Below are 25,291 nucleotides of genomic sequence, written 5' to 3'. Positions count from 1 at the left end.
ATTTCCGAAGTGTTTCATAAGACGGTATATTGAAAAGTGCCGCTGTTTCTCTGATAGATGTCCCGTGTTCATTCATATAATAAAGTACATCTAGTTTATACTGGGCTGGGTAGAATGTATAGCACTTTTCAAAGGCCTTTTCACCTGAAGACTCATATCGTCTAATCCACTCACGAAGTACGCTAGGGTTAACTCCTATAGATTTAGCAATTGTTTTTCCACTTTCTGTACCATCTAAATATCGTTTCACCGCTTGGATTTTTTCTTTTGAAGAAAATTTAGCCATAAAAAATGCACCTCCAATTGTTAGGCTGTGTCTAACAATTGGGGTGCACTTCATATTGATGGCTTTTCTTTGTGACATTGAATAGTACATTTTACAAACGAAGTGTATTGCATATTAAAAAAAGAGCTCCTACGCTAATAGATGCTCTTAATCTGATAAGGAGTTAATCATGAGTGAATATGAAACAACAGAGGGTTGCCCCATACTTTAACTAAATGCTTGTCCCTATTAAAATGTTACAGAGTAAAAGCACTTGTTTCCGCAAGTGCTTTTACAACCACAACTATACTGTTTTTGTATTTAAAGGTTTAGTATTATAAGTATGCAAGATTTTATATAGTTTTTTGGCTAATTCAGTAACAAACGAGAAACCAAAAACCGCGCCATAATAGAGATGTATAAAAAATGTATAAGTCCATAGAACGAAAAAATTAAGTAATTATTTTTTATTGTTTTGCTCTGTTTTTATATCAAATGTTTATAATTTGTGATAAAATGTTATTAATGGATAACAAAAAGTGTTATCCTTGAATAAATTATTGTATGACTGAGAACACTAGTCTTAATATTGGATGTGGTTTTATTGGCAGCATTCAACGGAGCTACACAGGCCCAGGTTGAAGATATTTTAAAGAAGATTGTTGATTGCATTAATCGGGGAAATGACCATTTTATCCTTTTAGCACAAAGAGATAAGAATGAAGCTACTTTGTTGGAATTAGGATTTAGACCCGCAGATGTAAGACGGATTGTTGAAGAAGAACTAACTTATGAAGATTATTACAGAGGACCAAATCCAAATGGTAGCAGTAATGTTCCCCCACGATTGCGAAGTAGTGATATGTGGGAATTTGGAAAGGTTGTTACTGGAAATAAAACGATGGAAGTTTATATTAAGTTTAGTTTTATTGAAGACAATGAGGGTCCTTTTACCTGTTGTGTTTCTTTTCATGAACCAGATCGTACAATCACATACCCCCTCAAGTAATCATGAGGGGGCATGAAAAACAGGAGGAAAATGATATGACTTTACAATTAAAATTCTGTGTTCATTGTTTTGAACGAACTCCGGTTGAACATAAAATTGTTAAAGATAAAGTTGAATTGCATGGTGAAACTATCATATATGATGCTGAACGTTATGAGTGTACTAAATGTGGACAGTACACAGATAACGATGAATTAACAGATAGAAACTATAATAAGATTTATCGTAAATATCAGGAAAAGAAAGATATGCTAAAAGCAGAAGATTTTTATTATGTTCGTAAGGAACTTTATCAGGTTAGTACGCGTGTAATGGCTAAATTAATTGGATGGAGCCCGGCTACTATCTCTCGATATGAACATGGAAGTTTACAGACGAAAAAACATGATACTCATTTTAAAACATATTTAGATCCACGCGCGATGAAACGAGCATTTGATAATTATCGTGATGAACTTGAAGATAAACCTAAAAAAGCACTTGAAGAAAGGTTATCTTTTTTATTAGATACAGTAAAATCGGGTGAGTTATTAAAGGGATTAGATGATAGGCTTACTTTATTAAATATAGAAAATATAGATGATGAATGGCAAATGACTTCTATAGAATCAGTAGAGAAGTTTTTTATTATAAAAGGGCAAGAATTTAATGAGAAAGATGAAGACGATTTAAGAGTTTCTCCTTTAAAACTACAGAAATTAATGTATTTTGCTCAAGGATGGAGCCACGCTTTCACTGGACACGATTTATTTGAAGATAATTTCCAAGCATGGCAACATGGTCCGGTAATTCCTGATTTATACCATCGCTATAAATCATATGGTTCGAAGAGAATTGATAAGGATTTTAATGTATCTATCCATGATTTAGGTTTAACATCTGATCAGTTGAGTATATTACATTGGATATGGGATAAATATAGTAAATTTGAAGCGAAATTTTTAGAAGACTTAACACATATGGAGTACCCTTGGCGAAAAACGCGCGCAGATTTAACTGATGATGCGAGTTGCGATTGGGTAATTGAAAAAGAAGATATTCATCATTTCTTTGATTCAATGTATAGAACATTAAAATTGCTACAGAGAAATTAATCTAAAGTTTATGTAGTCTGTGATAAATAAAAATCGATAATTATGTAAATGAGCTGTCCAAATGGATGGCTTATTTTATTTTTTGTTTAGCGTGATTTTTTCCGAAATGCTAGCGGTACACCTAATTTTAAAAGATATAATCAGGCTATTTTTTAATAGAATGATACTTAATTTAAAATAAATTTTAGTGATTGACATAATAATCTCTAGAATGCTACGGTTTTAATGGTAAAGTAATAAGAGGTTTAATGTTTAGATATTACGTATATGATACTTAAGACGCCTGAATACTATTAGAGAAAGAGACTCTATATCCGTATGGTCCATAAAGTTAAATATATAGATAATTTGATTAATTAAACCGTAAATATGGAGAGGAAGAAAGTAAGATGCTTAAAAAAGTTACATCGATTGTAGCTTCTATTATAGGAGCCAGTCTGCTACTAACAGCTTGTAGTAGTGAAGATAAAGAAGCAAAAAATAATGCAAAAGCAATTGACAAGAATGAAACAAAACAGTCCATTAGTTTACCGTATATAGCGGAGATCCCAACAATGGATGTAACGAAGGCAACGGATAGTGAATCAATGAATGTAATGCGGAATGTGTTTGAAGGTCTGTACATACTAGGAGAAGATAACAAATTAATTCCGGGTGTGGCAAAATCTTATGAAGTGAGTGAAGATAAAAAAACATACACATTCCATCTTAGAGATTCAAAATGGTCGGATGGAACACCTGTAACAGCTGCAGACTTTGTATTCTCTTGGAAACGTGCTGTGAACCCTAATACAGCCTCGGAATATGCATTTCTATTCTTTGATATAAAAAATGCAAAGCAAATTAATAGTAAAGAGCTACCTGTAGATCAGCTAGGGGTAAAAGCAATTGATGATATAACATTTGAGGTGCAATTAGAGCAGCCTGTCCCTTATTTCATTGATTTGACAACGTTTGCAACATTTTTACCTATTAACGAGAAATATTTTGAATCACAAGGAAAGCAGTATGGCTTAGAAGCAAATCAATTGGTTTATAACGGAGCGTTTACTCTGGATAATTGGAAGCATGAACAAGGTTTTCAGTTGAAAAAGAATCCGAATTATTGGGATGCTAAAGCTGTAAAATTAGACAAAATTAACTTTGATATTGTTAAAGATAAATCAACAGAGATAAATTTATATGAGTCAGGTCAAATTGACCGTGTAGGACTAACAGGTGAGTTTGTAGATAAATATAAAAATAGTTCTGATTTCAAAGAACGACCTGAAGTAACTATGCAGTTTTTACGTATGAATCAAAAAAATGAGGTACTAAAAAATAAACATGCTCGTTTGGCAATTAGTCAAGCAATGAATAAGAAAGCTTTTGTAGATACAGTGTTAAACAATGGTTCCCTTCCTGCAGTTGGTTTTATACCAGCTAATTTTGCTAAAGGATCTGACGGAAAAGACTTCCGAAAAGAAAATGGGGATTTAGTAAAAGATGATGTAAATGCAGCGAAAGAGAGCTGGAAAAAAGCAAGACAAGAACTAAAAAAAGAACAGATAACACTAGAAATGCTAACAAGTGATAATGCAATAGCCAAGAAAAATGCGGAGTATTTCAAAGGTGAACTAGAAAAGAATTTAGAGGGATTAACAGTCCATGTTAAACCACAGCCACGCAAACAGCAAATTCAGTTGCTTCTAAATAGTGATTATGATTTAGGTGTTGATGTATGGGGGCCCGATATTCCTGATCCGATTACATTTTTAGATTTGTTTACTACAGATAGTACATATAACTTTGATAAGTATTCAAATAAACAATATGATGAACTAATTCATCAAGTGAAAACAGACTTAGCTGGTGATGAAAATGCACGTTGGGAGACATTGAAACGAGCAGAGAAAATATTATTAGAAGACGGGGCAGTAGCGCCTTTATTCCAGCAAGGAAGATCGTATTTACAGCGCTCTTCTATAAAAGGTATTGTGACAAATGATTTTGGTGGAGAATTTAACTATAAATGGGCTGAAGTTAAGAAATAGAGAAAAAAGGATTCGATTTATTCGAGTCCTTTTAGTTTGTATTGCCTTACAATTATGCATAATTGCATAATTAATTATCTTCTTATATCGACAAAAAACGACATTTTTTTCGATACGCTTATATTAGAATCAGATATAATGATATTGGGTTTTATAAATATACTGAGGGATATTGAGGAATTCTTGTTTTTTTAGAAGGGAGAATTTTATGAATGAAACACTTAAGAGAGAAGATAAAATTTCAGAACAAACATTAAACAAATTCTTGAGTAAAATTATTGATGAGATTGATTTCCAAAGGAAAAATCAAGAGGATATCGCTAAAATAATTGGAATTTCTTCAGGAACGCTTTCGAAGAATTTAACAGGGAAAAATCAATTTGGATTTTGGAATATAATTAAATTATTGAAGCTATTGTATGCGGGTGATATTAATAAACAACGAAAGATGTTACACACCTTCTGTTCTGTCACAACAAGCAAGAAGAACTTAAGAATTGCTATGGAATACGCCAATGCAAAAGGTGATTTATCACTTCTTAAGCTATTAGTAGAACAGGAAAGAAAGTCTTCACTTGCAATGAATAGGGAATGGGCTTATGTATATGAATTGGTATTACTTAGAAGTAATGGGACAATTAAAAAGCAGGAATTATTATCTAAGCTTGAAGATCATAAAGGTAGTAAGATAATTAAGACAAACGAGATGAAGGTCTTATGTGGTATATTAACTTACTACACTATGTATGATTTAGAAAACTATAATTCTCTGTTCAAATATGCTGAAATGTTACTTCCAGATGTAGATGCAATTACTGACAGTTTTATTAGGTCATCTTATCTAGGCAGGATTAAAGAAGGATTAGCATATGCCTATTTAGTACAAGATAATCTTGAAATGTGTAGGAGTTTGTGTCAGGAGATTTTAGCAATAGATGACTCTAAAGATTGTTTCCATCTTTTAAGGGCATCCGCACTTGCATATATAGCAGAGTCATATACTTTCGATTGCTATGATAGTGCATCTTGGTATATGAAAAAGGCACTGAAGCAGTTGGGAGCATGTAATTTTGAAAGGGAAAAGCATAGAAAGCTATCAATTCTTAACACATATGCTTTCATTAAGTTAGTAAATAAGCAAGAATTAGAGAATATAGTTATATATCATTCTGCAGAAAAGTCTTTTTTAGAAATCATTAAGGGGAATTACAAAAATGCAGTTAAGATCCTGAGTGATTTAGAAAAGAAAAATGGGATGCTAACTCCGATGCAATATTGTTATTTAGGAATAGCAAAGAATGATATTTCATTAATTGAAAAGTCGATTGTGTTACTAGAGTGTGCTGGTAATAGGTTCTATTGTAGATTCCCTAAAAAAATAGTGGTAGAATTTAATAAAAATGGTATAATATACGAGGGTGGTGCTATATGAAGAAATTATTATTTGTAGTAACAAGTATTGTTTTAGCAGCAGGAATTGTTTACACTGTTGTTGGTAGTAAAGAGCAACCAAACAATTTAGTAAAAAAAGATTCAGAACAATTATTAGCTAGAATGGGTGACCCTGGAAGTGGAATGGGTTAACCTTTAAATAATTAGAATGCGATTGTCTCATAGGAGGCAATCGCATTTGTTGTTTTTAGGGATATTTCCTAAATATCAAATTCGAAATACAAGAAAAGTTTGTGAAATATTCACAAACTGATAGCTAATACGAAATCAAAATTTCAAACTATATTGTTAGTAAGATTGCAAAAAACCCTGTGTTATCAAATCTACTGATAACACAAGGGTTTCCAATGATTATTCCGCGAGGGCGGGGCATTGAAAATGTGTAGCCCCTTTTTACAGGCTAATATTAAACAAGTGCACTTAACTCACGTATCATATAAAATATGCTGAAAAATAATTTTACATTCATTTGGCAAAATGCTTTTTTATGAAGTAGGTGTAGTCAATAAGAACCTCTAACACTTCTTGCTGTTTTTGTGGAGGTAAATCGGATATTGCTACTTTAATTAATTCTAATTTACTTTCTAGAGGTGCATTTCGCCCGAAGAGTTCATCTATGGAGACGTTATGTATTTCAGCAAGATTCATGATGGAATCTGCATCAGGATCAGCTTTCCCATATTCCCAATTTGCATAAGTAGTGCGGGCAATGTTTAGGCGATGTGATATATCGGATTGGGTATATCCTTGTTTTTTTCTCAATTCAGCAAGTCGTTTGCTTAGATGGGACATATCATCACCTTTTCCTTTCTGATTTATAAAATTAGTGTAAAACAGAAAAGGTAAATTGTGTCCTAATGACTAATAATAAGTCATAATTTAATTTTCTTTGTAATAATTAGTTTAAATGTTATGATGATAGAGAAATATTTAGAGTTCTATGAGCAAAAAAACAGGAAGAAATCGAAACAATAAATCGAGTTTCTTCCTATTATATATACTTACTAAAATAATGAATTTCCTATATCTATTGTGGCCAAGTTTTGACGTCTTGTACGCTCTCTTAAATAACGTTCCGTAGTCATGATAGATTCATGCCCTAAATAGTCCCTTATTTTTTTGAGTTCAACACCTTTTTCCATTAAGTAATTAGCCATGAAATGCCTACAAGTGTGAGGAGTAATTCTATCCTGTCGGTAGCGCAGAAAATCTAAATTTATTTCTTCTATTTTTTTTGCCACAACTGAAGATAGATAGTCTGCTCGATAATTTGATCCATCAGCTTTAGGGAGAAAAGCGGAGGTACTAGAAGCGTCTAGTTCTGTTGTTTGTTTACGTAAACTTCGAACATGGCATAAAGCATCCAATGTATCTTCAAAGATGCGAACTTCCCTACTTTTATTCCCTTTACCAACTACACGAAGTAGATATGCATTTAAAGATGAATGAAAGACCAAATCTGCCCATTTAGCAGTTGCGATTTCTTCGATTCGTAGTCCTGTTGTAGTTAACAGGAAAAATGCAGTGTAAATAAAATAGTTGGATTTTTTCAGTTCATCTAATATCTGGTTAACTTCTTCTGGGTAAAGGTCACGATTGACTAGCTCTTCTTTTTTTACGGATACTTTTTTAAGGCGACTACTAAAGTTGTCTGAGAGTCCGTTGTTATCATACACATATTTTAAAAACTGCTGAACTACTGTTTTCTTTTTACGTAATGTAGTCGCAGCATATGTCTTACTTAATTCATAGAAGTAGATTTCCATCTCGTTATGGGATAATTTCTGGATGGTTCCAATTGATTCTTTTATGTAACGAAGAAAATGAGAAAGATCGTGCAGATACTGTTGTTTGGTTCGCTCACTTCTTTTTTTCGTTAAAGATGGCTCATCGTGTAAAAATAGATAAACCAATGATTCTTCGCTTAATTGCGAATAGTCAATATTACGGATACCTAACCCCATAATGTTTTCAAAATGACTGCTATCAAAAAAATCTGATTTTGATTTTACAATTTGGTTATTATGTTCGTAATTTATGATATTCAAATTTAAACACAACCTTTTATAGAATGAAATATTAAACAAAAATTTTTATATAAATTTTTATGATTCTAATTATACCACAATAAATCCGTTATTTATCGTGGTATAAACTTAAATGATTAAAATAATATTTTTACCTTGAAATTTAACGTTTCTGTTTAGGTAATGTATAATGGAAATATTAAATTGTTTTTTTGTACATTTCAATCCAAATGCGGTAGGAGGAGATTTTTTTGACTCATCTTCGTCTGAAAATTTTACATGAAATTCATAAATTAGAAAGTACTCATTGTTCAATTTGCCCTCTGAACAACCTATCAGTGAATTGTACAGATGAGCAAGAACAGGCAAAACAGAGAAACTACAAACATTGTAAAGGTTGCTCCATTTTTGATTCCATCCGAGAAAAAGGAGATCAATTGAATTCTTTATCGAAAAAGAGTACATTTAATAAGGTGTGAGAACGTTATATGGAAAATCCATTTAAGTATTTGCAGTATAAGGAGTACTCAATCACAGATGTAGTAAAAGAAACCGGTTTAACAAAGTATCAACTAAGAAAATTTAAAGAACAGCTAGAGTGAAAGTTTCGAATGAGGTGAGATATGAGCTATTTATCTTTAGAAGAGGTATGCGATCGGGTAGGTCTAACAAAAAATTAATTAGGCTATTTAATTAAGTATAAACACATCGAACCTATTAATCTGGCTACCTGGAAAGCAGATGGTGGATATTGCTTTGAAAAAGAGGATGTAAAAAAGCTAGAGGAATTATACAAAGATTGTTTAACATTAAAAGAAGCTGCTGAATTTCTAAACAAATCTAAGACATACGTTCATAATGCAGCTAAAGACGGGATATTGCCTTTTAAAGAGATTGCAAAAGGGAAATCAACTGAACGATTGTACTTAAAATCCGATTTGGAAATTTTCAAAGAAAGAATTGAAAATAGATCAAAAGAGGAGTCGAAAGAAAAAAAGCAGCATTTAAGTTTATACCTTGATGAAAAGGTATTAGAAGCAATAAAGAAAAAGGCTGAAAAGAAAGGGTACAATGGCTTTAAGAAGTTTGCTGAAGACATTTTAACCGCAGAAGTAAAAGAAGACATAGAAGAATAGAATTTTTAGAGAAAATAACCCCCAAAAACCATAACTCGTTTTAAGGGGGTTATTTTCTCTTTACAGACGATTTACTTTCTGTAAGAACATTCATATTAACCGCTTCATCTGAATAGGTTACAAACGAATTTGAAAGGTCGTTTTTTTTATTTATTTAGACAAAATCGCTATTATTACAAAAGAAGGGAATTAATTATAAGAGAAAAAGATTCACATTCAATTATATTGATATTTTTGTAAAACGAGATATTTTATTACCTAGTAATATGAAAAGTACTTAATAGAAGAAAGTAATTTGATATAAAACATAGAAAATAAATTATGAACAAGAAAACATTAAGTATACATATTTATATTATAGTAAACTAGTTAATAAGCGATATTAGTTTACATACTAAAAAACTTCTTTTTCAAATTTAAAGCTACTATGAAAATTAAAAGGGTTACTTTAATAATATCCTAATACAGTAGGGGTTATGGTATAATGTAGATAGTAACCGATATGCATTTTTTACTTCAATTATTACAAGATGCTACGAAGCTATTCATAACAGTATTCGTAACGACGTATGCAACTGCTTATGCAAATAAGTTAGTTAAAAGTAATAATAAACGTAAAAGAACCACCGCGTCCGGCAAGACTAAAGGTGGTTCAAAAAGAAAATAACTAAAAACTTGCAACCAACCACCTTACAGCGACAGTTACATATTGGACGGGATGTTTCCAGCATCCTGTCTTTTTAGTTTATGCAATTCAGTTAAGTACTATACTTTATATACATTAAATATGCATTATATATATATATATGTTCTACTGTAACGATAACATATTTTTATTTTTGGGTCAATTTTTCTGTAAGTTTGATGCACCTCAAAAAATTAAAAGAGAGAAAAAATAGTTTTTTCTTATTTATTACAAAACACAAAAGAATACTCGCTATGTTTATAACGTCATAGGTAAAATAATGTTTAATAATATTGAACAAAAATACGACCTTAGTGGAGGTCGTATTTTTTATATTAATTTTCAATAGTAGCAACCTCTGACAGAAGAATAGGTGGCTTGATTGTCTGTAATTTTTGAGTAATAACTGTATATAAATAAGTGATATGTTATAATTTTCTTAATATATAAGCAAAGAAGGAATGGAATGGATACTCAGATTAAGGTAACACCTGAACAACTAGAACAAGCCGCTAAAACCGTAAAAAATACGCGATAATCATTAGAATATATACATAAAGATTTATATCAACAAACAGAATACATCGCTTCTCAATGGAGCGGAGCAACGAGTAATCGGTTCTATCATATGTTTAATGATACAAAACCAATGATGTTTAATGTTCTTCAAGAATTAGATAAAATCGCAGAAGAACTTGAACGTGCAGCTGTTAAGTTCCGAGAAGTCGATGGAGATATTGAGGAAGGTGCAATGTGTGGCCAGATTTCGCCTAAATCTGATTCCGAGAAAGCTTAGGAAAAAGAAAAGAAGGATCTAATTGATGCATGGACTGGTATTTCTACCGGTTTTGTAGATGGTGCAGTGGATGCGTGGGAAGGACTCATATCCTTAGGTGATAAAGAAACCTGGTTAAATATGCGAGATGCGATTGTAAACTATGATGAAACTATTCCTGCTGCATTGAATGCTCTATCAGATTCATTTGTAAACAATCTTTGGAATGGAGATATGGAAAGTAGGGAGCATTATGTAGCTTATGGTGTAGCAACGTTAGGACTCGGGCTTCTGGGTGATAAAGGTCTTAGTAAAGCAGGACAAGTAGGGAAGGTATCTGCTATTACAGGAATTGGCAAAGGGAAATCACTTGTAATTAATTCTCCGGTATACAGAAATGCATTACACATATTAAATAACTATGAATTTAAAGCTGGTAATCATCTTTCATATGCTGGTGTAGGTAGTGCACAAAAATATTTACAAAAAGCAGCTACGTATACTTATGAGGGTGCGAATGGGCCAAAAACAATTCGTTTGCGGAAAGGGGACTTAGTAGGAGATAAACACCCTGTCACAGGTATTCCGTATGATGCTGAAGGGTTTCCTATTTTTGAATCCAAAGGCGAGATCATGTTAAAAGAGGCAGATTTCAAAAAGTCTAGAACAACACAGTCTAGAAAGTGCAGTAAGGCGTTATATGAACAAATAATGGAAAACCCTGATTTAGCTTTAAAATTTACGGATGAAGAAATTCAATTATTTAAAATAGGAAAAACCCCAGAGCATTATACATGGCATCATCATCAAGACACTGGAAGGATGCAACTTGTAGATTATCAGACTCATCATGATCCTGGTCATACAGGTGGATATAAAATATGGGGAAAAGATAGCGATAAATAAGGAGGTACTTAGCCATGAGTCACATTACATGGATTAATGTAAATGAAAAAAGAGTAACAGATGACCAAATTAAACAACTAGAACAATACTTAAATATTAAATTTCCTAATGATTTTATTGAGTGCGTAAAAAAATATGATGGTGGATATCCAACGCCAGATACATTTAATATTCCAAATCAAGTTAAAAATTCAATTAATAATCTTTTAACCTTAGATTCTGATAGAAAATATTCAGTTCTAGAAACATATAATAATACGAAAGATAGATTACCTGACAAAATATATCCTTTTGCTAGAGATCCATTTGGCAATCTTCTATGCTTTGATTATCGAAACAACACTGATTCACCTACAATCGTATTCTGGGATCATGAGGAAGAAAACATAGAGGAAGCAATATATCCTGTTTGCTCAACATTTACAGAATTACTTGCTAGTCTACGTGAGTTCGAAGAAGATTGAGGGAACTAAAAAACGGCTAGAATTCTAGGTCGTTTTTTTATGATTTACTAATTTTCCAACCATCATCCGTTTTCTCTAGTCCAATTACGATTACTTTTTTAGGATCACCTTTATATACAGCATCAACAGTTACTGTAGCAATTTCATTTTTCTCTTCAACTTTTCGAATTTTGTAGCTTTTAAGATCCTTGCTAACTGATTTTATTAGTTCTGCATTTCCGCCCACAAAAGCAACGATTTTCTTTGCTTCAGGAGTGAATAATTCTCCAAAATCTTTTACATTTCCTTCTTTTGCATCTTCGAAATATGCTGTAGCAACTTCTTCAGGATTACGATTATTTCCACATGCTGCAAGTGCTGTAACTGATAAAGCCATTATCACCATTAACATGATCATACGCATAAACTTGTTCTTCATTCAAACCACTCCTTATATAACTTAATTTCAACTCGTAAAAAGAGCTAAATCACATGTATAAGTATATAACAATTAAAACTATATAACTATATATTTTTAGATATTACTTTTATGATATTATGGTCATAAAAACGAAGAAGAGTAGGGTAAATATACCTATTATTATAGTATTGATTTCCGTTATATACATTAGTATAATAATGTTAGAGTTATAGGGGTATAACAGACAACATTCATTTTTTTAACTCATAAAATCGGATTCACTTATATGAAAATTAAGAACCCTCCTTATTGTAGGAGGGTTCTTATTTTGTCTAGAATATAGCTCGATTATTATGTTTTTTGATATTAAAATCTTACATTGCATACAATAAATTTCTTTACCTCACAAACTATAAAACCAATTCTTTATCTAACAAAATTAACTCACGCTGCTTTATATGAAGATCACAACCTAGTATCCTCTTTTCTTAAAAAAGGTGGTTTATGTATTTACGCAAGTGTTTTACTTTACTATTTGTTATTGGAATCCAATGAAATATCTAAGAATAGATTATCCTTTGTGCAAGGCTATTATCATCATGAATTCCATGATCAACATATCTTTAAGAACATGTATCAAAATGGAGCCTTCGGACTTCATTCTTATATTCTCTTTGAAGATTACGTAATTGACACTACTATCCATCAAATCGCTTTTAATTTTTATCCTGATGAACACAAAGAGTTTAATTTTATCGGTGAAACCACCGGTGGCATTAACTTATACGGCTTTAAAGAAACAAATAGAACTGTATATAAATACGCAAAAAAAAAGTTTGCTGAAAATTCTAATATGACAACTGAAGAGTGGATTAAATATCACCAATCTAAAATGAATACATTTCAACTCAAATTTCACTTCTAAATAACAAAAAGGACTCTTAATTAATTTAAAGAGTCCTTTACCTCAAAATATACATTATAAGTCTAGTTAATATGTCCTTGTACACTTTCTAAGATAGGTGTAAAAAGACATGAAAGTAGTAACTTATTTCATAGTTTAAAATGCTGAATTATCAACGGGGGGGGGGAGTTCATTTAGTACCCATTTTCTTGTCCACATATTGAGACAAGAGAATGGGTACTTTTTTAAACAGAGACACCTAAGTGGATACTTTTTAAAAATAAAAAAAACAGGAAAATATTTTTTATAATTGATAAATTTAATTATTTGTAATTAATGATTCTTGAATAAGAAATTTTTAGTCTCTTTATAAGATGAATAAAATGATAAATCATATCTAAATCATTAAAATGGACACTAGAATCTTTTCCTTCTTTTTCTGCTTCTGTTATAAGGTTATTAATAATATACTTCATATTTGGAATCTAGCAATTGACTAGGTACTAGCGAGTGTGAAATTGAACTTAGTTCTTTTTTATAACTATTAATTATATTAGACAAATTGAAAACTCCTTCCTCATAAAGCTAAGTATAGCATGATGTTTCCATAGAAATCTTTTAAGAAATGATAGCATATAAAAATTCAAACAATATAAAAAGGGAAGAGTGATTTCTTCCCTTTAAGTTAGTATTTATTTTGTGTACATTACTTCTCAACCACCATGATCTCCATGTTCCATCATCATAATAACAGGTGTCACAGATTCATTGTTACCCTTGTCAGAGGAAATGCCCATTGTCAAAGTTAAGGCCGTTAAAACACCCATTAATCCTAATACTAGTTTTTTCATTTTAAGGACTCCCTTTCTTTGATTTTTTGTCGTGTCTTCGAGGCTAGATAGAAGTATTCACTTGATTTAATGTGGCTTCCTTCTTCATAGAATTTAATAGCCAGATACTCTTGGCTTTCTTCTATGTATTCATATAGTGATTCGCCTTCAAAGTAAGATATTCCTTCAAGTGCAGTCTTTTCCAAATCCTCTCCAGAGACATTTGAGATAAGACATTTTAAAATTGCAAATAGGTGTTTATATTCGCTATTTCCTAATTCAACACAAATACTATACCCTTTATCAGCTAAATCTTTTGAAATATCAAGTTCATCTAACTTGTAATACTCTCTAGCTTGCAGGAATAAAGCTTTATGGTGTCTAGGATTATAAGTAGTCACTTCTGATAAATATCTGATTGCTAATGGAGATAAGTTCTGACTAGAATACATATATCCTAAGTTATGTCTAACCATTAGGGCATACTTTTCTTCATCAAGCTTCTTGAAAATATCCATAGCTTTAATAAGATGTTCTTCTGATAAAGCCCATTCTCTTAGCTTTGTACACGCAGTTCCAAGAAGGTTCTCGCAGAATCCAACGTTTCGTTCGTAACTTTCATGTTTCTCAAAAATCTCTTTTGCCTTTGTAGTATATTTAACCGAGTTAAGTGCTTCGTATATGTCATAATGAAAAGCACCTAATTTGTAGTAAAACTCAGCTTTTTCAATCTCATCTGGGACTAATTCGAGAAGAGATTCAGCCTTGTCAAAATGCTCTTTTGCAATTGTGTAGTTACCAATACCAGAAGCATGAATAGCTTTAAAGAAATGGTAGTAATAAGTTAAAAAGTTGTTTGTTGGAATCTCAAACGCTTCAACCTTATCAAAGCTACTTGCAGAGACACCTAAATTATCTACAATGTATTGGAAGCGGAAGTCTAGAAGGGAATAATATAATAGTAGATTTTGATCTTCTGTTATGTTATTAATCTTCTTATCAATCTCTTCCTTTAACCTATACGCTTGACCAATCCTTCTTGCACGGATTTCTATATACCATTCATTTAAAAGTTGTGTAATCTTCTCGTTCCCCTTAACTGAAACGTTCATAGTATCCTCCTCATCCCATATATATGTTATATCTTAATAAATATCATAACAGAAATTAGATAAGACTAAATTCATCATATACCATTTCTCAAATAAATGCAGAAAATTCAGTTAATTAAAAACTCAATAAAAGTATAGCATAAAAATAATACTTACATAATTTGAATGTTTTATATAATTTAGCAAATTTTTAGACCGCTCACTTCCAGGATTTTTACTATTTTCTAAAATAGCAAGTGTAGTTTAACTCGCGAGCTTAAAACTATTCGTTAAATAGTAATTTAACGAGCAGTTGACAACAGAAATACTATTAAAAACTACTATAAAACAAGGGTAATTATTTTGAAATCAGTAACTTTATCATTAACACCAACTACTTTTGTTGTAACAGGAGATACAAAGGAAGCATTCATTGAGCAAGTATCAAAGAAATCTTTTCCCTCACATTAAGTATTCTATTAATGACGCAGATGCATTAACTATGGAAACAAGTTTCCCTGGGTTAATTGTAGAAACATAAGACGGCTTGAAAGGAATTGTTACAGCAGTTCATAGAAAGACACCATAGATGTCATTTTAGCAGGCCATCTAGACGCAAATGGTGAACCACAGGCGTTTATAAAATCGAACGCAACTTTGAAGAGGCTAGAAGTATTCGATGTGAGTCTTCAAAGCCAAATTAGGAAGAAGGCGACAGTGGGTATTTGAAAACCGGAGAAGGGTTCAAACCCGTAGTTGTTGGAAAAACAATACTACATATTATTGGAGCCAATGAATCTGTAACACTAACACCAATAGAATTAATGCTTAATTTAAAAGATAATAATACAATTATACAGGTTAGGAGCAAGGAGATATGGGGACTAAACGACAAAATCTCAAATTATTGGAGATTCTAAGTCTATGACGATTCAGTATAACTATGTTAAATCTATAGGGTATGGTCATTCATGTCCTTGTTGTAGAAAGACATAAAAGTCTAAACTAAAAACTTATGAAGAATCTTTGATAAATAGCCATTATTATAAATTTTGTAGGTACTTTCATGTCTTAATAACAGGACATGAAAGTCTAAAACTTTTGAACATAGGACAAGAAACTCTAAACTACTTAGCAAGTAATATATTAAATTTAATATTATTATAATATATGAAAACAATGAGAAAATCATACCTTTTGTCTAATTGTACGTGTGAATATTCTCATACAATAGAATTAAATAAATTTAAAGTTAGGGTGAAGCGTAATGTGGGATAGTCATTTCCATAGTCCTTCAAGTAAAGTGAAAGTTGAAGAGATTTCTTCGGATAAAACTTTTAAAGTTGGACAAATATATTCACATCCATTATATGTTTATAAGCTAGAAATTTCTAAAATTGAAGCGTATATAGGTGAAAGTTATAGTTATAGAAATGCTTCTATATTTGTAAAGCCTTGCTTTCTTAATAGGGAAAATGCAATTGTTAAATTAGATGAGTATGAGATGACTACAGAAGAATTGAACGCAGACAAATGGTGGATTGAATCAGAAAAGTAGAGGTGAGAATACTATGATTAATTTACTTATAAATACGAGTCTTTTTAAGAAGCTGTTAAGTGAATGGCATCCTACCAAGAATGATCACTTAAATCCTGAAGATATTACATATGGAAGTTACGAATATATTTGGTGGGAGTGCTCCGAGGGGCATGTTTGGGGATCAACTCCAAGTGATAGGCTGAAAGTTGAAGATGAGCTTTGCCCAAAGTGTATGAAGAAAAAGCAGCAGCTAGATAAATTAAACAATGTTAATAAAATAGAAGCTAAGTCACTTAGAGATATTGATCCAGGTTTATCTAAGCAATGGAATTTCAAAAGAAATGCAGATGTAACACCTGATAATGAGATGATTGACGAAGAGAATTGGAATGTTAGATGGTGGATATGTGGAAGGGGTCTGTTAGAAATAGACTTCATGATAAAACTGTGTGTCCGTACTGTTCAAATAAGAAAGTTTGCAAAGACAACTCATTAGCAACAATGTATCCAGAGATAGCAAAGGAGTTTTGTATCTTTGACACATGTTATCGGCAGAAAGTCCGAAATCCATATGAGGCAATTTATACTTCAAATGAAGAAGTAATGTGGGTTTGTAAAGAAGGTCATATATGGAGAGAAAAAATAAATTTAAGAGTGAAAAATGGTAAGGGATGTAGAACGTGTGAAAAGTATCAACAGTCAATTGCTCTTCATAACCCAGAAATAGCAAAAGAATGGCATCCCACAAAGAATAAAGAAGTATATGGTGTAACAACACCTGAGGAGACATCTACCAGATGTAACGAAAGAGCATGGTGGGTTTGTGGTAAGTGTGGACATGAATATAAAGCAATGGTCAAAGCTAGACATGAAGGGGCTGCAAAATGTCCGTCATGTTATCCTCCAGAACCAAGGGTAAGAAAAAAGAAAAGAGAAGCTTTATTTCAAACTTATAATAAGATGGAAGATAATAGGGTTATCTTTGAGAAGAATTTAAGAGGAAAATTTAAAGATAATGAAGGATAGCTTGAAATCTTTTTTCAAATTTGTGTTGGGAAGCTAGAAAAACTAAAAAAGAGTCCTTTTTGCTTTTTTAGTTTTTTACATGTTATTTTGTGGAAATGAATTTAAATAAAAGTACCTATAAATATCAAAGTTTCTCATTTTACTATATCTAGACCTTGCTATTTTGTGTAGCAAGGTCTTTTATTATATGTTCTATTTATGAAAGTGAATTTAGTACGATAGAACATTTTCAATGCTCCTACAAATCATAGCCGTGCTTTTTTTGTTATATAGGGTAATATCATATAGGAATAGAAGCCATGCATATGATAAAAAAGAACAATTTCAGTAGGAATCCTGATTGTTCCTTGAAATGTGTCCTATATTTGCGCAAGAACCGTTTAAAATTAAGGTGGTTCAGTTGGAGGAAGGAACTTTATAGTATCTTTGCAGTGATTTTATTTATATAATTATATTATATAAATAAATTAATAGTAGAAGGGTAAGTGAATATTATAATTAATTTTGAACCATTTAATCCAACAATAAATGACATAGTAATTAAACTTGCTATGGTACTATTTATACCGTTATTCTTAGCGTTGCTTGTCAAAGTCATACTTATGAAATTTATGAGAGAATCAATTGCTGGCAGGCTAGCCTATCTATCTTGTCTATTTTTTATGTACTATGTATTTAAATTTGTTACAGAATAGATAGGCATCTTAGGATGCCTTTTTTATAAATAAAAGTAACGTAGTATTTAAACCTATACGTTCACACAAGATTACATGTATTTAGTTCTGTAAATCTATAAAATTTTAGTTTGGATTTTCTTGGCCCAAGCAAGTCCCAAAAATGAAAGTTTAGACTTTCATGTCTTTGTATATTTAAGGTAAAAGGGAAGTAGAATTGAGTATAGTAGAGGTATCAATTATATATTAATACCTCTCTTCTTTTTCAAAAACTAGTATGGTATCCATATATGTAATCAAGTTGTTTATTAAAATAGCATTCTAGCTCAAAAATTCGAATGGTTAGTTTAAATATCGGTTTAAGTATTGGTTTACATATTAATTTATATTATTTGATTTGAGGTGTACAACATGAGCAACCGAGAAAAAGAAAAGTTTAAACTACTTATAGATAAACATAAAAGTAAAATGCCCTGGTATATCATAGAGTATGCAGAAATGAAAACAGCCCTCGCCCCCGCTACATTGTATGCTTACATTACTGAATTTGAAAAGTTTCTAAAATGGCTTATAAATAATCGATTAGCTGTTGAAAACGGCAAGGTGGTCACAAATATATGTGATGTACCAATTACAACACTAGAAAATTTACCATTAAATGAAGCTAGAACTTTTCAAAGATACCTCCAAGGAGAATGTATTGAAACAAGAGCTATTAACAGAACTTTCTCTGCTTTAAAATCACTATTCAAGTATTTAGCTCAGAATACAGAAAATGAAAAAGGAGAAAATTACATCTAATGTAATGTTATGGAGAAAATTGAGCTTCATAAGGAGAAAGTAGATGCAGCTGCAAGAGCAGATGACGTTGCAAGCATGATATTTAATGAAAAGGATGATGTAGCCTTTCTTCAATTTTTAGCAAATGATTACGGAGAAATGTTGAAAGATATATCACCACAAAAATATAGTTTCTTTCAGCGTGATAAAGAAAGAGATATAGCCATTATAAGCCTCATTTTAGGCACTGGGCTTCGAGTTTCTGAGGTAGCTAGTCTTTACTATATCTAGTATAAACTTCCGTCAGAGGAAAGTAAAAGTGACGCGTAAAGGTAATAAAAGATCTTCCATATTAGCTACTCGCTCTTGCTTAGATGATGTTCAGGAATACATTAAAGTTCGTCCTAGTAAATATAACTGCCCTCAAATGGTTTAAATGTACTTACGTAAATATATTCTATTTTGCATCTATTATATTATAAAATTGCAGTTTTATCTTGTTATAAAAAGCATCGGTACATATAACATCATTATTTAATGGATCAATATCAACAACAGTCATATAGTTAGAGAGCAAATAACCACCTTCATAATATGTAATTAGTATTTCTTCTTCAGATAATAAGGAACATAACAACATGTTTTCAATTCGTTCTTTTTCTTCAGTTGTTAAAATCGGACGGTTTATTTTGTGTTGTTCTTTAATCATTTCATGTATTCCGTCAAATTGCGGTGTTAATGAGGCTAACGGAGCCCACTTGACCATCCCGCGCTCTTTTGGAATATTAGCATTGTTAACGATTTGTGTCCCCCTATTAGTAGTGTGTTTCTGTATCTAGCTATCGCGCTATGCGTGTAGGAAATCCCCCGCAAAATGCTGTTCTTCCCAAACCTTGTGCGTATTTCATCCATTACTTTTGTTAATTTTACTTCTTGTTCTCGCTGCGTTATGTTATCAAAAAGAGAAATTTGTTCCTCTCCTTCTTGGATTAGGTTCGTTAGAGAAATGCTTATGCTGTGAATGGGTTCTCCAGTATATTGTTGATGTAAAATGTATGTACAGATATTATAAATATCCATTGTTAGGTTAGTTTGACGATTTAAAGTATGTGTTTTTCTAATACCACCGTTATAACTTTTGCTATAACCAACTGAAAAATGAACGGTTTGAGCAAGTTTATTTTGTCTTCTAAGGCGATAACAAACTTCTTCAATATGTTCCAGTAGAATAATTGGAAATTCTTCTATTGTGTAATCGCGCATGAGTATTTGGCTTTTCCCAACAGAAGTTGTGGCAGGAACATATTTTTATGAAATGCGACTAAAGTCAATTCCATAGCTATGTAAGTAGTAGGATAAGCACCCAACGTCTTGACATATTGCTATGTTAGATTTTCGTGTGCTTTCCTCCAAACCGTACGTACATCTCTCGATGTATACGGCTTTCCACTTATCCATCTAGCTTTCCACTGTGTAGGTCTTGGTGACACCCTGTACATAATGCTAAGGTTTTCCTTTTCCTTGCTATCATTTTCTTTTCCCACAGCTTTTTGCCTTCCAAGTCTTTCAATTTTTTAACATGATGCATTTCTAAAGGTGCATCACTTTTTCCACACCATTCACATTTGTTAGCGTACAATCTATTGATTAAGCTATTACGCCACCATAGTTGTGAATTTGGTAGATTGTCTTGAACTATATTCATAATCTTGTCTTTTCTTCGAAATCCATCGTGGTAAAAGTAACTGATTCTTTTCTCGGATTTTGTTTGATATTGAATAGCTAAATCTCCCTTAACTTTATATTTTGTCATTACTTTAGCTACAGATGTTTTATGTTTTGCAGCTAGAGTTTTGACGAAACTATATTTCATAAAGTAGTGGAAGCTTTGGAGTGTACAAACGTTTTCTGCAAGACTGTAATAGTTATATAGTCCTCTTATCTCCGCATTGTACGTGTTTAATATTTCTAGTTCGTCATTATTTAGGAGATAAGTGCGATGCCATATTCTCCATTTCCCATCTGCCATGATGCGTAGAGCTCCATATTGTTTGAGCTTTTCAATCCATTTTTCCGAAGGAAGATACAGTTTACATCTCATAATTTTGTGTCTGGTTAGAAATCCATTTTATCACGTTTAGTAACTGGCATTCTATTTACTGTGATGTTATATCCTAAGAATCTTGCTTTTTTTGAGCTATGTGTGATTAGTGTTTTTTCTTGTGACAATTCAAGTTTTAGCTTGTCTCTTAAGAAGTTTGTTAGATCTTCTTTAACTTTTACCGCATCCGCTTTGTTACCAATTATCCCCACAAGAAAGTCATCCGCGTATCTGACATATTGAATTCTTTTGTATGAGTCATCCATGGGGTCTCCAAAAGGAGTTTTAAGCAACTCTTCTTTCAAGGATTTATATTTTATAATTCCTTGCTTCTTTTCTTGTTCCGTGAGCTGTCCCCAGTTTTCCTTTAGTTGTTTTCTGTGTTTGTATGTTAGGTATTCCTGACGTTTGTAGGCTTTTGTAGTTTTCCTTTTTGCTCCTTTAGAAAACTCTTTTTGGTACTCTTCCATAAAAGTATCTAATTCTGTTAGATACACGTTAGATAAAAGTGGGCTGATGATTCCCCCTTGTGGGGTGCCACTATAGCTACCTCGATACTTCCATTCTTCTAGGTATCCTGCTCGTAGAAATTTCCATATTAGGCGAATAAATTTCTCATCAGTTATCTGCCTTCTTAGTAATGCTATAAGTGTGTGGTGGTCGATATTGTCGAAAAAACCACTAATATCCCCTTCAACGAACCATTTCACCCCAGTGAAAGTTTTACGTACTTTCTGTAAAGCCGTATGACAGCTCCGTTTGGGACGAAAACCGTGAGAGCTTTCCTTAAAACTCATTTCATATATCGCTTCGAGTATCATTCGAATAACTTCTTGTAGAAGTTTATCCTTGAATGTTGGTATACCTAATGGACGCTTTGAGCCATTCTTTTTAGGTATGAAGACCCGCTTGGAGGGGTGTGGTTGATAACTCTCATTTTTTAGCGATTCTATTAGGATATTTATTTTCTCCAAACTGAAGCCATCGATGTTTTTTCCATCAGTCCCTTTTGTCATATTTCCTTGATTAGAGCTGATATTTGTGTAGGCTTTTAGATAAAAGGCTGGATTGTATAGATTTCTGTAAAGCCGATTATATTTATAGTTTTTATTGTTAGACTTTGTTACTAGACTGCCTAATACATCATCTGGATTTCTCATGAGCCTCACGCTCCTTCCATCGTGTATATAGCTGGATAAGCTGTTCCCCTTTGCCTTGTAATAGGCTTTCCCTATCTCTGACTACTACGATAACTCCGTTACCATGTCAGGTATTCAAGTTCCAGAAAACTATAGCCCTATGGGCTTCCTGATTTAGGTAATCCCCGTTTAGTTTCCTTCCCGGATAAGTTAGGTGATGACAGGCGTTGCAATATATCCTGCTGTCTTGCTATCGACAGATTCAAACATACCCCTTACGGGCGCACCAATTCTTCCCCAATCTTACCGAAGCTCTGTTTTAAGTATTTAAGAGGGTAATTGGCTAAATCTCCTATAGAATGTATCCCTTTTCGATTCAACTTTTCTTCCGTTTTGTACGAAATGTCCCAAAATTTATTAAGCGGTCGTATGCTCCATAATTTTGTTGGGACATCTTCATATTTCCAATAAGCAATTCCGTTGTGATTCTTCTTTGCTTCAATATCTAAAGCTACTTTGCTCATTAAAGGGTTAGGGCCAATTCCTATTGTGCATTCGATCCGTGTTTTCGCATATATTTCACGCTTAAATTTCAACGCAAACTCATAGGGATCGTTAGCAAATAAATGAATACTATCCGTAATATCTATAAAAAATTCGTGGATTCAGTTGTCAATATTATTTTTTACTTAAATACACTATTTGAATTTTTAAGTATAACTTCATTTTGAAAGGTTATCTGTTTAAAGAGCAGTAATCGTATTCAAAATTCACGTACACTTGGGATTCAGCCAAGATACGTGTAAAAACGGGTCATAGTAATACATTTTACTAAACTTTATTTTTCGGTGATATTTGGCTTATTTAGAAAGAATAACGTTTTTTTTGATACTTTGGGGTAATAAAGTTTCTTAAGTTGATGGGCATGTTGCCTTATCCCTACTAGGTATACAATTTGTGGCGAAAAATTCATTTCAGCTTTATATCATCTGCATCTCATCTTTACAGGATCCAATTATATTTGTACTTGTAACATATGTTAAAACACGGAAAGAAGGAAATGATATGGAAAAATTTAACGCGAAATTATTAACGACACTAGGTATTTTAACAGCCTTATTAATAGGAGCTGGTAGTACCTATGCAGCTCAAAAAGAAAAGATGATTCAGTAACAACAAAAGCCTCAAACTCTGAAGAAATTGAACCAGTATTACAAGGAGAACCTACACCTCCAAATATTAAAGTAGACGTTTTTTTTTTACAAATGTGAATCCTGATTATACTGCTGATTTCTATTTAAACGATGCAAAACTATTCTCTTTGTTAAAGATTAGTGCAACAGAATTAAAACAAGAATTAGCTAAAGGTAATACTGTTTTAGAGAGTGGAGCAGATAAAAATGTTTCTAAACAACAAGTGATGAATGTGATTTCAAACACACAAATTGACCTACAAATTGAAGGTGAACAAAATGGAGGAACCCCTAAAAGCAACCGTTCAAAGGAAGAAAGGTTAAAGGATATTGTGCCCTTAGTATTGCAGATTATTAAACATAAAACAGAAACACCGTGGAAGTAGTAAGTTTTTTTGCAAAAAAGAGTAAAATGCATATATTTGGTACCGTAAATCAATCTGTTCTTTTTTAAGTACTAGTATCAGTATATCCAAGTTTAGGAGATTACTTGCAAGAGGCTTCGTATTTTGCACCAGAGCCACCAATCCTTCATTGTAAGTTTAAATACACGTAATGATTATTAAACAGGTGAAGCTATGCATTTGGTATTTAAAATGGATCATGTACATTTCTTTGATGCTGAAGCACAACCACGTATTCAGTAAAATAGTATCTTTTTGCACCAGAACTCACCATATTATTTCGAGAATTTTATATTCCAATTAATGTGTTGAATATTTACATTTTAGATAGGTATATGTATTATAGGATTGTTGGAAATAAAATTAAAGGAGTAGTTGAGATGAAAAAAAGTATTCTTATTCCGGTAATGAGTTTAGGGTTTTTGGCTTTTAGTGCAGTTCATAGTCCTGTTCAAAATACAGTATCCGCACAAGTTAACAATGAAAAATCATCCGTAATTAAAAGTGTGTTTTGGCTTAGTAATGGGAATCCAATAAAATATTCTCCTTATTACAATACTATTACTGGGATCGCTGATTTAAGTTCATCTAACAAACATCAATCAAGCCGTGTAGAATTTGAGTTTTATAATTTACGAGGTGACTTATCGTATGTAACAAGTGCCACTCTTTCCAATAATTCAACTCTCCAATCATTTTCAGCTCCTATAAATTCTCTGGAGGAAGGTACTTATTCTGTGAAAGTTAAAGTTTTTAACGCAAAGGTAGATTCAAATAAAGTTAAATTTGTTCATATAGAAAAATAAATATTATTTAATATCTAGTATAATAAGATTGTTCAAGTCCAAGGAAGGCACCTTAGGGTGTCTTTTCTTACGATTAGTCAACCTGTATTTTTAGGTTTTTAATGGAGTAAATATCAGAAGGAACAAATACTTGTTATCATGCATACCAAAGATCCCCTAATATATACTCGTTTTTTTACTAGGGGTGAGATATGATGAATGAAACTATGATATTAGGCCGTTAACCGATAATCATAGTGTATATCATGTGTAATAAGGTGAAAGAGGAGCTTCAAGAACTTGTTTACACATGCAATGGACGCAACTTTATGACATTTGTTATAGGGTTGCGTTTTTAATTTATCGTAATACTCAGCAATGTGATTTTGTCCGTAACGTCGTTGTTTAATCATGTTCTTGATGATGAGGAAAAGGAGCTTCCGCAAATGTTTATTTCCACGTTTATTGATTTTATCTTAAAAAATGGTTTTACCTGATTGAAAACGGCGTATATTAATACCAGCAAATGCATTGAGTTGCTTGTTATTGTTAAAGCGAGTAATATCTCCTATTTCAGC

At 32.2% G+C, this 25,291-nt stretch carries 22 protein-coding genes and 8 pseudogenes; 19 read left to right on the top strand and 11 right to left on the bottom strand.

Annotated features, from left to right (window positions below; translation table 11 throughout):
* On the bottom strand, window positions 1-286 hold a 286-nt coding region (locus tag C4S65_RS32105; protein WP_142391563.1), incomplete at its 3' end, for a helix-turn-helix domain-containing protein.
* A 574-nt stretch (window positions 287-860) separates the two neighbouring features.
* On the opposite strand from C4S65_RS32105, the gene C4S65_RS32100 reads away from it, so the two are divergent.
* The 5 genes from C4S65_RS32100 (at window position 861) to C4S65_RS34770 (ending at window position 5,985) form a co-directional block, all read left to right on the top strand.
* Window positions 861-1,274 carry a type II toxin-antitoxin system MqsR family toxin gene (locus tag C4S65_RS32100; protein WP_258043909.1) on the top strand — a complete coding sequence of 138 codons (414 nt, stop codon included), beginning with the start codon at window positions 861-863 and terminating at the stop codon, window positions 1,272-1,274.
* A 35-nt stretch (window positions 1,275-1,309) separates the two neighbouring features.
* A complete protein-coding gene (locus C4S65_RS32095; protein ID WP_000174967.1) occupies window positions 1,310-2,368 on the top strand; it encodes a type II toxin-antitoxin system antitoxin SocA domain-containing protein in 1,059 nt (352 codons plus the stop codon).
* A gap of 389 nt (window positions 2,369-2,757) precedes the next feature.
* Window positions 2,758-4,401: a peptide ABC transporter substrate-binding protein gene (locus C4S65_RS32090; protein ID WP_103945838.1), complete on the top strand. Its 1,644-nt coding sequence runs from the start codon at window positions 2,758-2,760 to the stop codon at window positions 4,399-4,401.
* A 208-nt stretch (window positions 4,402-4,609) separates the two neighbouring features.
* Window positions 4,610-5,833: an AimR family lysis-lysogeny pheromone receptor gene (locus C4S65_RS32085; protein WP_098587548.1), complete on the top strand. Its 1,224-nt coding sequence runs from the start codon at window positions 4,610-4,612 to the stop codon at window positions 5,831-5,833.
* The gene (locus C4S65_RS34770) at window positions 5,830-5,985 is read left to right on the top strand and encodes a hypothetical protein (protein WP_000734602.1); all 156 of its coding nucleotides are present in this window, start codon (window positions 5,830-5,832) and stop codon (window positions 5,983-5,985) included. The genes C4S65_RS32085 and C4S65_RS34770 overlap by 4 nt, the downstream gene beginning before the upstream one ends.
* 333 nt (window positions 5,986-6,318) lie before the next feature.
* Here C4S65_RS34770 and C4S65_RS32080 read toward each other — a convergent pair whose 3' ends face one another.
* Window positions 6,319-6,645 (bottom strand): helix-turn-helix transcriptional regulator, encoded by a 327-nt coding sequence (locus C4S65_RS32080; protein WP_000019020.1) that lies wholly within the window; start codon window positions 6,643-6,645, stop codon window positions 6,319-6,321.
* 212 nt (window positions 6,646-6,857) lie between these two features.
* Window positions 6,858-7,901 (bottom strand): tyrosine-type recombinase/integrase, encoded by a 1,044-nt coding sequence (locus C4S65_RS32075; protein ID WP_103945837.1) that lies wholly within the window; start codon window positions 7,899-7,901, stop codon window positions 6,858-6,860.
* Window positions 7,902-8,131: 230 nt separating this feature from the next.
* On the opposite strand from C4S65_RS32075, the pseudogene C4S65_RS34960 reads away from it, so the two are divergent.
* The 5 genes and pseudogenes from C4S65_RS34960 to C4S65_RS32055 all read left to right on the top strand — a co-directional run bounded on the left by C4S65_RS34960 (window position 8,132) and on the right by C4S65_RS32055 (window position 11,846).
* Window positions 8,132-8,482: pseudogene (locus C4S65_RS34960) on the top strand (transposase).
* 21 nt (window positions 8,483-8,503) lie between these two features.
* Window positions 8,504-9,016 (top strand): annotated as a pseudogene (locus C4S65_RS32065) (helix-turn-helix domain-containing protein).
* Window positions 9,017-9,518: 502 nt separating this feature from the next.
* Entirely contained in the window at window positions 9,519-9,683 is a 165-nt protein-coding gene (locus C4S65_RS34765; protein WP_181032167.1) for a hypothetical protein, read from the top strand.
* A 484-nt stretch (window positions 9,684-10,167) separates the two neighbouring features.
* A pseudogene (locus C4S65_RS32060) lies at window positions 10,168-11,382 on the top strand (WXG100 family type VII secretion target).
* A 14-nt stretch (window positions 11,383-11,396) separates the two neighbouring features.
* On the top strand, window positions 11,397-11,846 hold the full coding sequence (locus tag C4S65_RS32055) for an SMI1/KNR4 family protein (protein WP_103945835.1): 450 nt from the start codon (window positions 11,397-11,399) through the stop codon (window positions 11,844-11,846).
* A 37-nt stretch (window positions 11,847-11,883) separates the two neighbouring features.
* Here C4S65_RS32055 and C4S65_RS32050 read toward each other — a convergent pair whose 3' ends face one another.
* Complete coding sequence (locus C4S65_RS32050; protein ID WP_103945834.1) at window positions 11,884-12,264, bottom strand: DUF4878 domain-containing protein; 381 nt, start codon at window positions 12,262-12,264, stop codon at window positions 11,884-11,886.
* 562 nt (window positions 12,265-12,826) lie between these two features.
* Between C4S65_RS32050 and C4S65_RS34955 the strand changes: the two genes are divergently transcribed.
* Complete coding sequence (locus C4S65_RS34955; protein ID WP_219814123.1) at window positions 12,827-13,171, top strand: hypothetical protein; 345 nt, start codon at window positions 12,827-12,829, stop codon at window positions 13,169-13,171.
* Window positions 13,172-13,863: 692 nt separating this feature from the next.
* Here the strand turns inward: C4S65_RS34955 and C4S65_RS34760 are convergent.
* Both C4S65_RS34760 and C4S65_RS32035 read right to left on the bottom strand, forming a co-directional pair.
* On the bottom strand, window positions 13,864-14,001 hold the full coding sequence (locus C4S65_RS34760) for a hypothetical protein (RefSeq protein WP_181032165.1): 138 nt from the start codon (window positions 13,999-14,001) through the stop codon (window positions 13,864-13,866).
* Window positions 13,998-15,092, bottom strand: coding sequence for a Rap family tetratricopeptide repeat protein (locus C4S65_RS32035; RefSeq protein WP_103945833.1), 1,095 nt, complete (start codon window positions 15,090-15,092; stop codon window positions 13,998-14,000). Before C4S65_RS32035 ends, C4S65_RS34760 begins: the two co-directional genes overlap by 4 nt.
* A 704-nt stretch (window positions 15,093-15,796) precedes the next feature.
* Here C4S65_RS32035 and C4S65_RS32030 point away from each other — a divergent pair.
* From C4S65_RS32030 to xerS, 6 genes and pseudogenes are all read left to right on the top strand, one after another.
* Window positions 15,797-15,991: a hypothetical protein gene (locus tag C4S65_RS32030; RefSeq protein ID WP_103945832.1), complete on the top strand. Its 195-nt coding sequence runs from the start codon at window positions 15,797-15,799 to the stop codon at window positions 15,989-15,991.
* Between the two features lie 347 nt (window positions 15,992-16,338).
* A complete protein-coding gene (locus C4S65_RS32025) occupies window positions 16,339-16,629 on the top strand; it encodes a hypothetical protein (RefSeq protein WP_103945831.1) in 291 nt (96 codons plus the stop codon).
* A gap of 13 nt (window positions 16,630-16,642) precedes the next feature.
* Window positions 16,643-17,107 (top strand): zinc-ribbon domain-containing protein, encoded by a 465-nt coding sequence (locus C4S65_RS35540; RefSeq protein WP_258043907.1) that lies wholly within the window; start codon window positions 16,643-16,645, stop codon window positions 17,105-17,107.
* Window positions 17,017-17,637, top strand: coding sequence for a zinc-ribbon domain-containing protein (locus C4S65_RS35535; RefSeq protein WP_258043908.1), 621 nt, complete (start codon window positions 17,017-17,019; stop codon window positions 17,635-17,637). Before C4S65_RS35540 ends, C4S65_RS35535 begins: the two co-directional genes overlap by 91 nt.
* 485 nt (window positions 17,638-18,122) lie before the next feature.
* The gene (locus tag C4S65_RS35530) at window positions 18,123-18,332 is read left to right on the top strand and encodes a hypothetical protein (RefSeq protein ID WP_103945830.1); all 210 of its coding nucleotides are present in this window, start codon (window positions 18,123-18,125) and stop codon (window positions 18,330-18,332) included.
* A 390-nt stretch (window positions 18,333-18,722) separates the two neighbouring features.
* Window positions 18,723-19,518, top strand: a pseudogene (xerS, locus tag C4S65_RS32010) (tyrosine recombinase XerS); the annotation flags it as partial.
* A 30-nt stretch (window positions 19,519-19,548) separates the two neighbouring features.
* Here the strand turns inward: xerS and C4S65_RS32005 are convergent.
* From C4S65_RS32005 to C4S65_RS31990, 4 genes and pseudogenes are all read right to left on the bottom strand, one after another.
* Window positions 19,549-19,857, bottom strand: coding sequence for a YolD-like family protein (locus C4S65_RS32005; protein ID WP_103945829.1), 309 nt, complete (start codon window positions 19,855-19,857; stop codon window positions 19,549-19,551).
* A pseudogene (locus C4S65_RS32000) lies at window positions 19,836-20,441 on the bottom strand (DNA repair protein); the annotation flags it as partial. The pseudogene C4S65_RS32000 and the gene C4S65_RS32005, both read right to left, overlap by 22 nt.
* Window positions 20,442-20,541: 100 nt before the next feature.
* Window positions 20,542-22,352, bottom strand: a pseudogene (locus C4S65_RS31995) (reverse transcriptase domain-containing protein).
* Window positions 22,353-22,618: 266 nt separating this feature from the next.
* A pseudogene (locus C4S65_RS31990) lies at window positions 22,619-22,990 on the bottom strand (DNA repair protein); the annotation flags it as partial.
* Window positions 22,991-23,652: 662 nt separating this feature from the next.
* Between C4S65_RS31990 and C4S65_RS31980 the strand changes: the two are divergent.
* Both C4S65_RS31980 and C4S65_RS31970 read left to right on the top strand, forming a co-directional pair.
* The gene (locus C4S65_RS31980; RefSeq protein WP_219814122.1) at window positions 23,653-23,910 is read left to right on the top strand and encodes a hypothetical protein; all 258 of its coding nucleotides are present in this window, start codon (window positions 23,653-23,655) and stop codon (window positions 23,908-23,910) included.
* A 398-nt stretch (window positions 23,911-24,308) separates the two neighbouring features.
* Window positions 24,309-24,734 (top strand): hypothetical protein, encoded by a 426-nt coding sequence (locus tag C4S65_RS31970; RefSeq protein WP_103945826.1) that lies wholly within the window; start codon window positions 24,309-24,311, stop codon window positions 24,732-24,734.
* 212 nt (window positions 24,735-24,946) lie between these two features.
* On the opposite strand, the pseudogene C4S65_RS31965 reads toward C4S65_RS31970, so the two are convergent.
* Window positions 24,947-25,291 (bottom strand): annotated as a pseudogene (locus C4S65_RS31965) (transposase); the annotation flags it as partial.

The sequence above is a fragment of the Bacillus sp. ok061 genome (assembly GCF_900108285.1).
GTDB classification, from domain to species: Bacteria; Bacillota; Bacilli; order Bacillales; family Bacillaceae_G; genus Bacillus_A; species Bacillus_A thuringiensis_S.
The sequence above is the reverse complement of the archived record's forward strand: the minus strand, read 5'-3'. Positions and strand labels throughout refer to the sequence as shown.

What these genes read in the sequence shown, in the direction of transcription:
- C4S65_RS32080 (WP_000019020.1), bottom strand. Translation starts at nt 6,645, where the DNA reads ATGTCCCATCTAAGCAAACGACTTGCTGAATTGAGAAAAAAACAAGGA.
- C4S65_RS31970 (WP_103945826.1), top strand. Translation starts at nt 24,309, where the DNA reads ATGAAAAAAAGTATTCTTATTCCGGTAATGAGTTTAGGGTTTTTGGCT.
- C4S65_RS32090 (WP_103945838.1), top strand. Translation starts at nt 2,758, where the DNA reads ATGCTTAAAAAAGTTACATCGATTGTAGCTTCTATTATAGGAGCCAGT.
- C4S65_RS35540 (WP_258043907.1), top strand. Translation starts at nt 16,643, where the DNA reads ATGATTAATTTACTTATAAATACGAGTCTTTTTAAGAAGCTGTTAAGT.
- C4S65_RS34760 (WP_181032165.1), bottom strand. Translation starts at nt 14,001, where the DNA reads ATGAAAAAACTAGTATTAGGATTAATGGGTGTTTTAACGGCCTTAACT.
- C4S65_RS32050 (WP_103945834.1), bottom strand. Translation starts at nt 12,264, where the DNA reads ATGAAGAACAAGTTTATGCGTATGATCATGTTAATGGTGATAATGGCT.
- C4S65_RS32005 (WP_103945829.1), bottom strand. Translation starts at nt 19,857, where the DNA reads ATGGTCAAGTGGGCTCCGTTAGCCTCATTAACACCGCAATTTGACGGA.
- C4S65_RS32095 (WP_000174967.1), top strand. Translation starts at nt 1,310, where the DNA reads ATGACTTTACAATTAAAATTCTGTGTTCATTGTTTTGAACGAACTCCG.
- C4S65_RS32055 (WP_103945835.1), top strand. Translation starts at nt 11,397, where the DNA reads ATGAGTCACATTACATGGATTAATGTAAATGAAAAAAGAGTAACAGAT.
- C4S65_RS35535 (WP_258043908.1), top strand. Translation starts at nt 17,017, where the DNA reads ATGTGGAAGGGGTCTGTTAGAAATAGACTTCATGATAAAACTGTGTGT.
- C4S65_RS34765 (WP_181032167.1), top strand. Translation starts at nt 9,519, where the DNA reads ATGCATTTTTTACTTCAATTATTACAAGATGCTACGAAGCTATTCATA.
- C4S65_RS32025 (WP_103945831.1), top strand. Translation starts at nt 16,339, where the DNA reads ATGTGGGATAGTCATTTCCATAGTCCTTCAAGTAAAGTGAAAGTTGAA.
- C4S65_RS32035 (WP_103945833.1), bottom strand. Translation starts at nt 15,092, where the DNA reads ATGAACGTTTCAGTTAAGGGGAACGAGAAGATTACACAACTTTTAAAT.
- C4S65_RS34770 (WP_000734602.1), top strand. Translation starts at nt 5,830, where the DNA reads ATGAAGAAATTATTATTTGTAGTAACAAGTATTGTTTTAGCAGCAGGA.
- C4S65_RS32085 (WP_098587548.1), top strand. Translation starts at nt 4,610, where the DNA reads ATGAATGAAACACTTAAGAGAGAAGATAAAATTTCAGAACAAACATTA.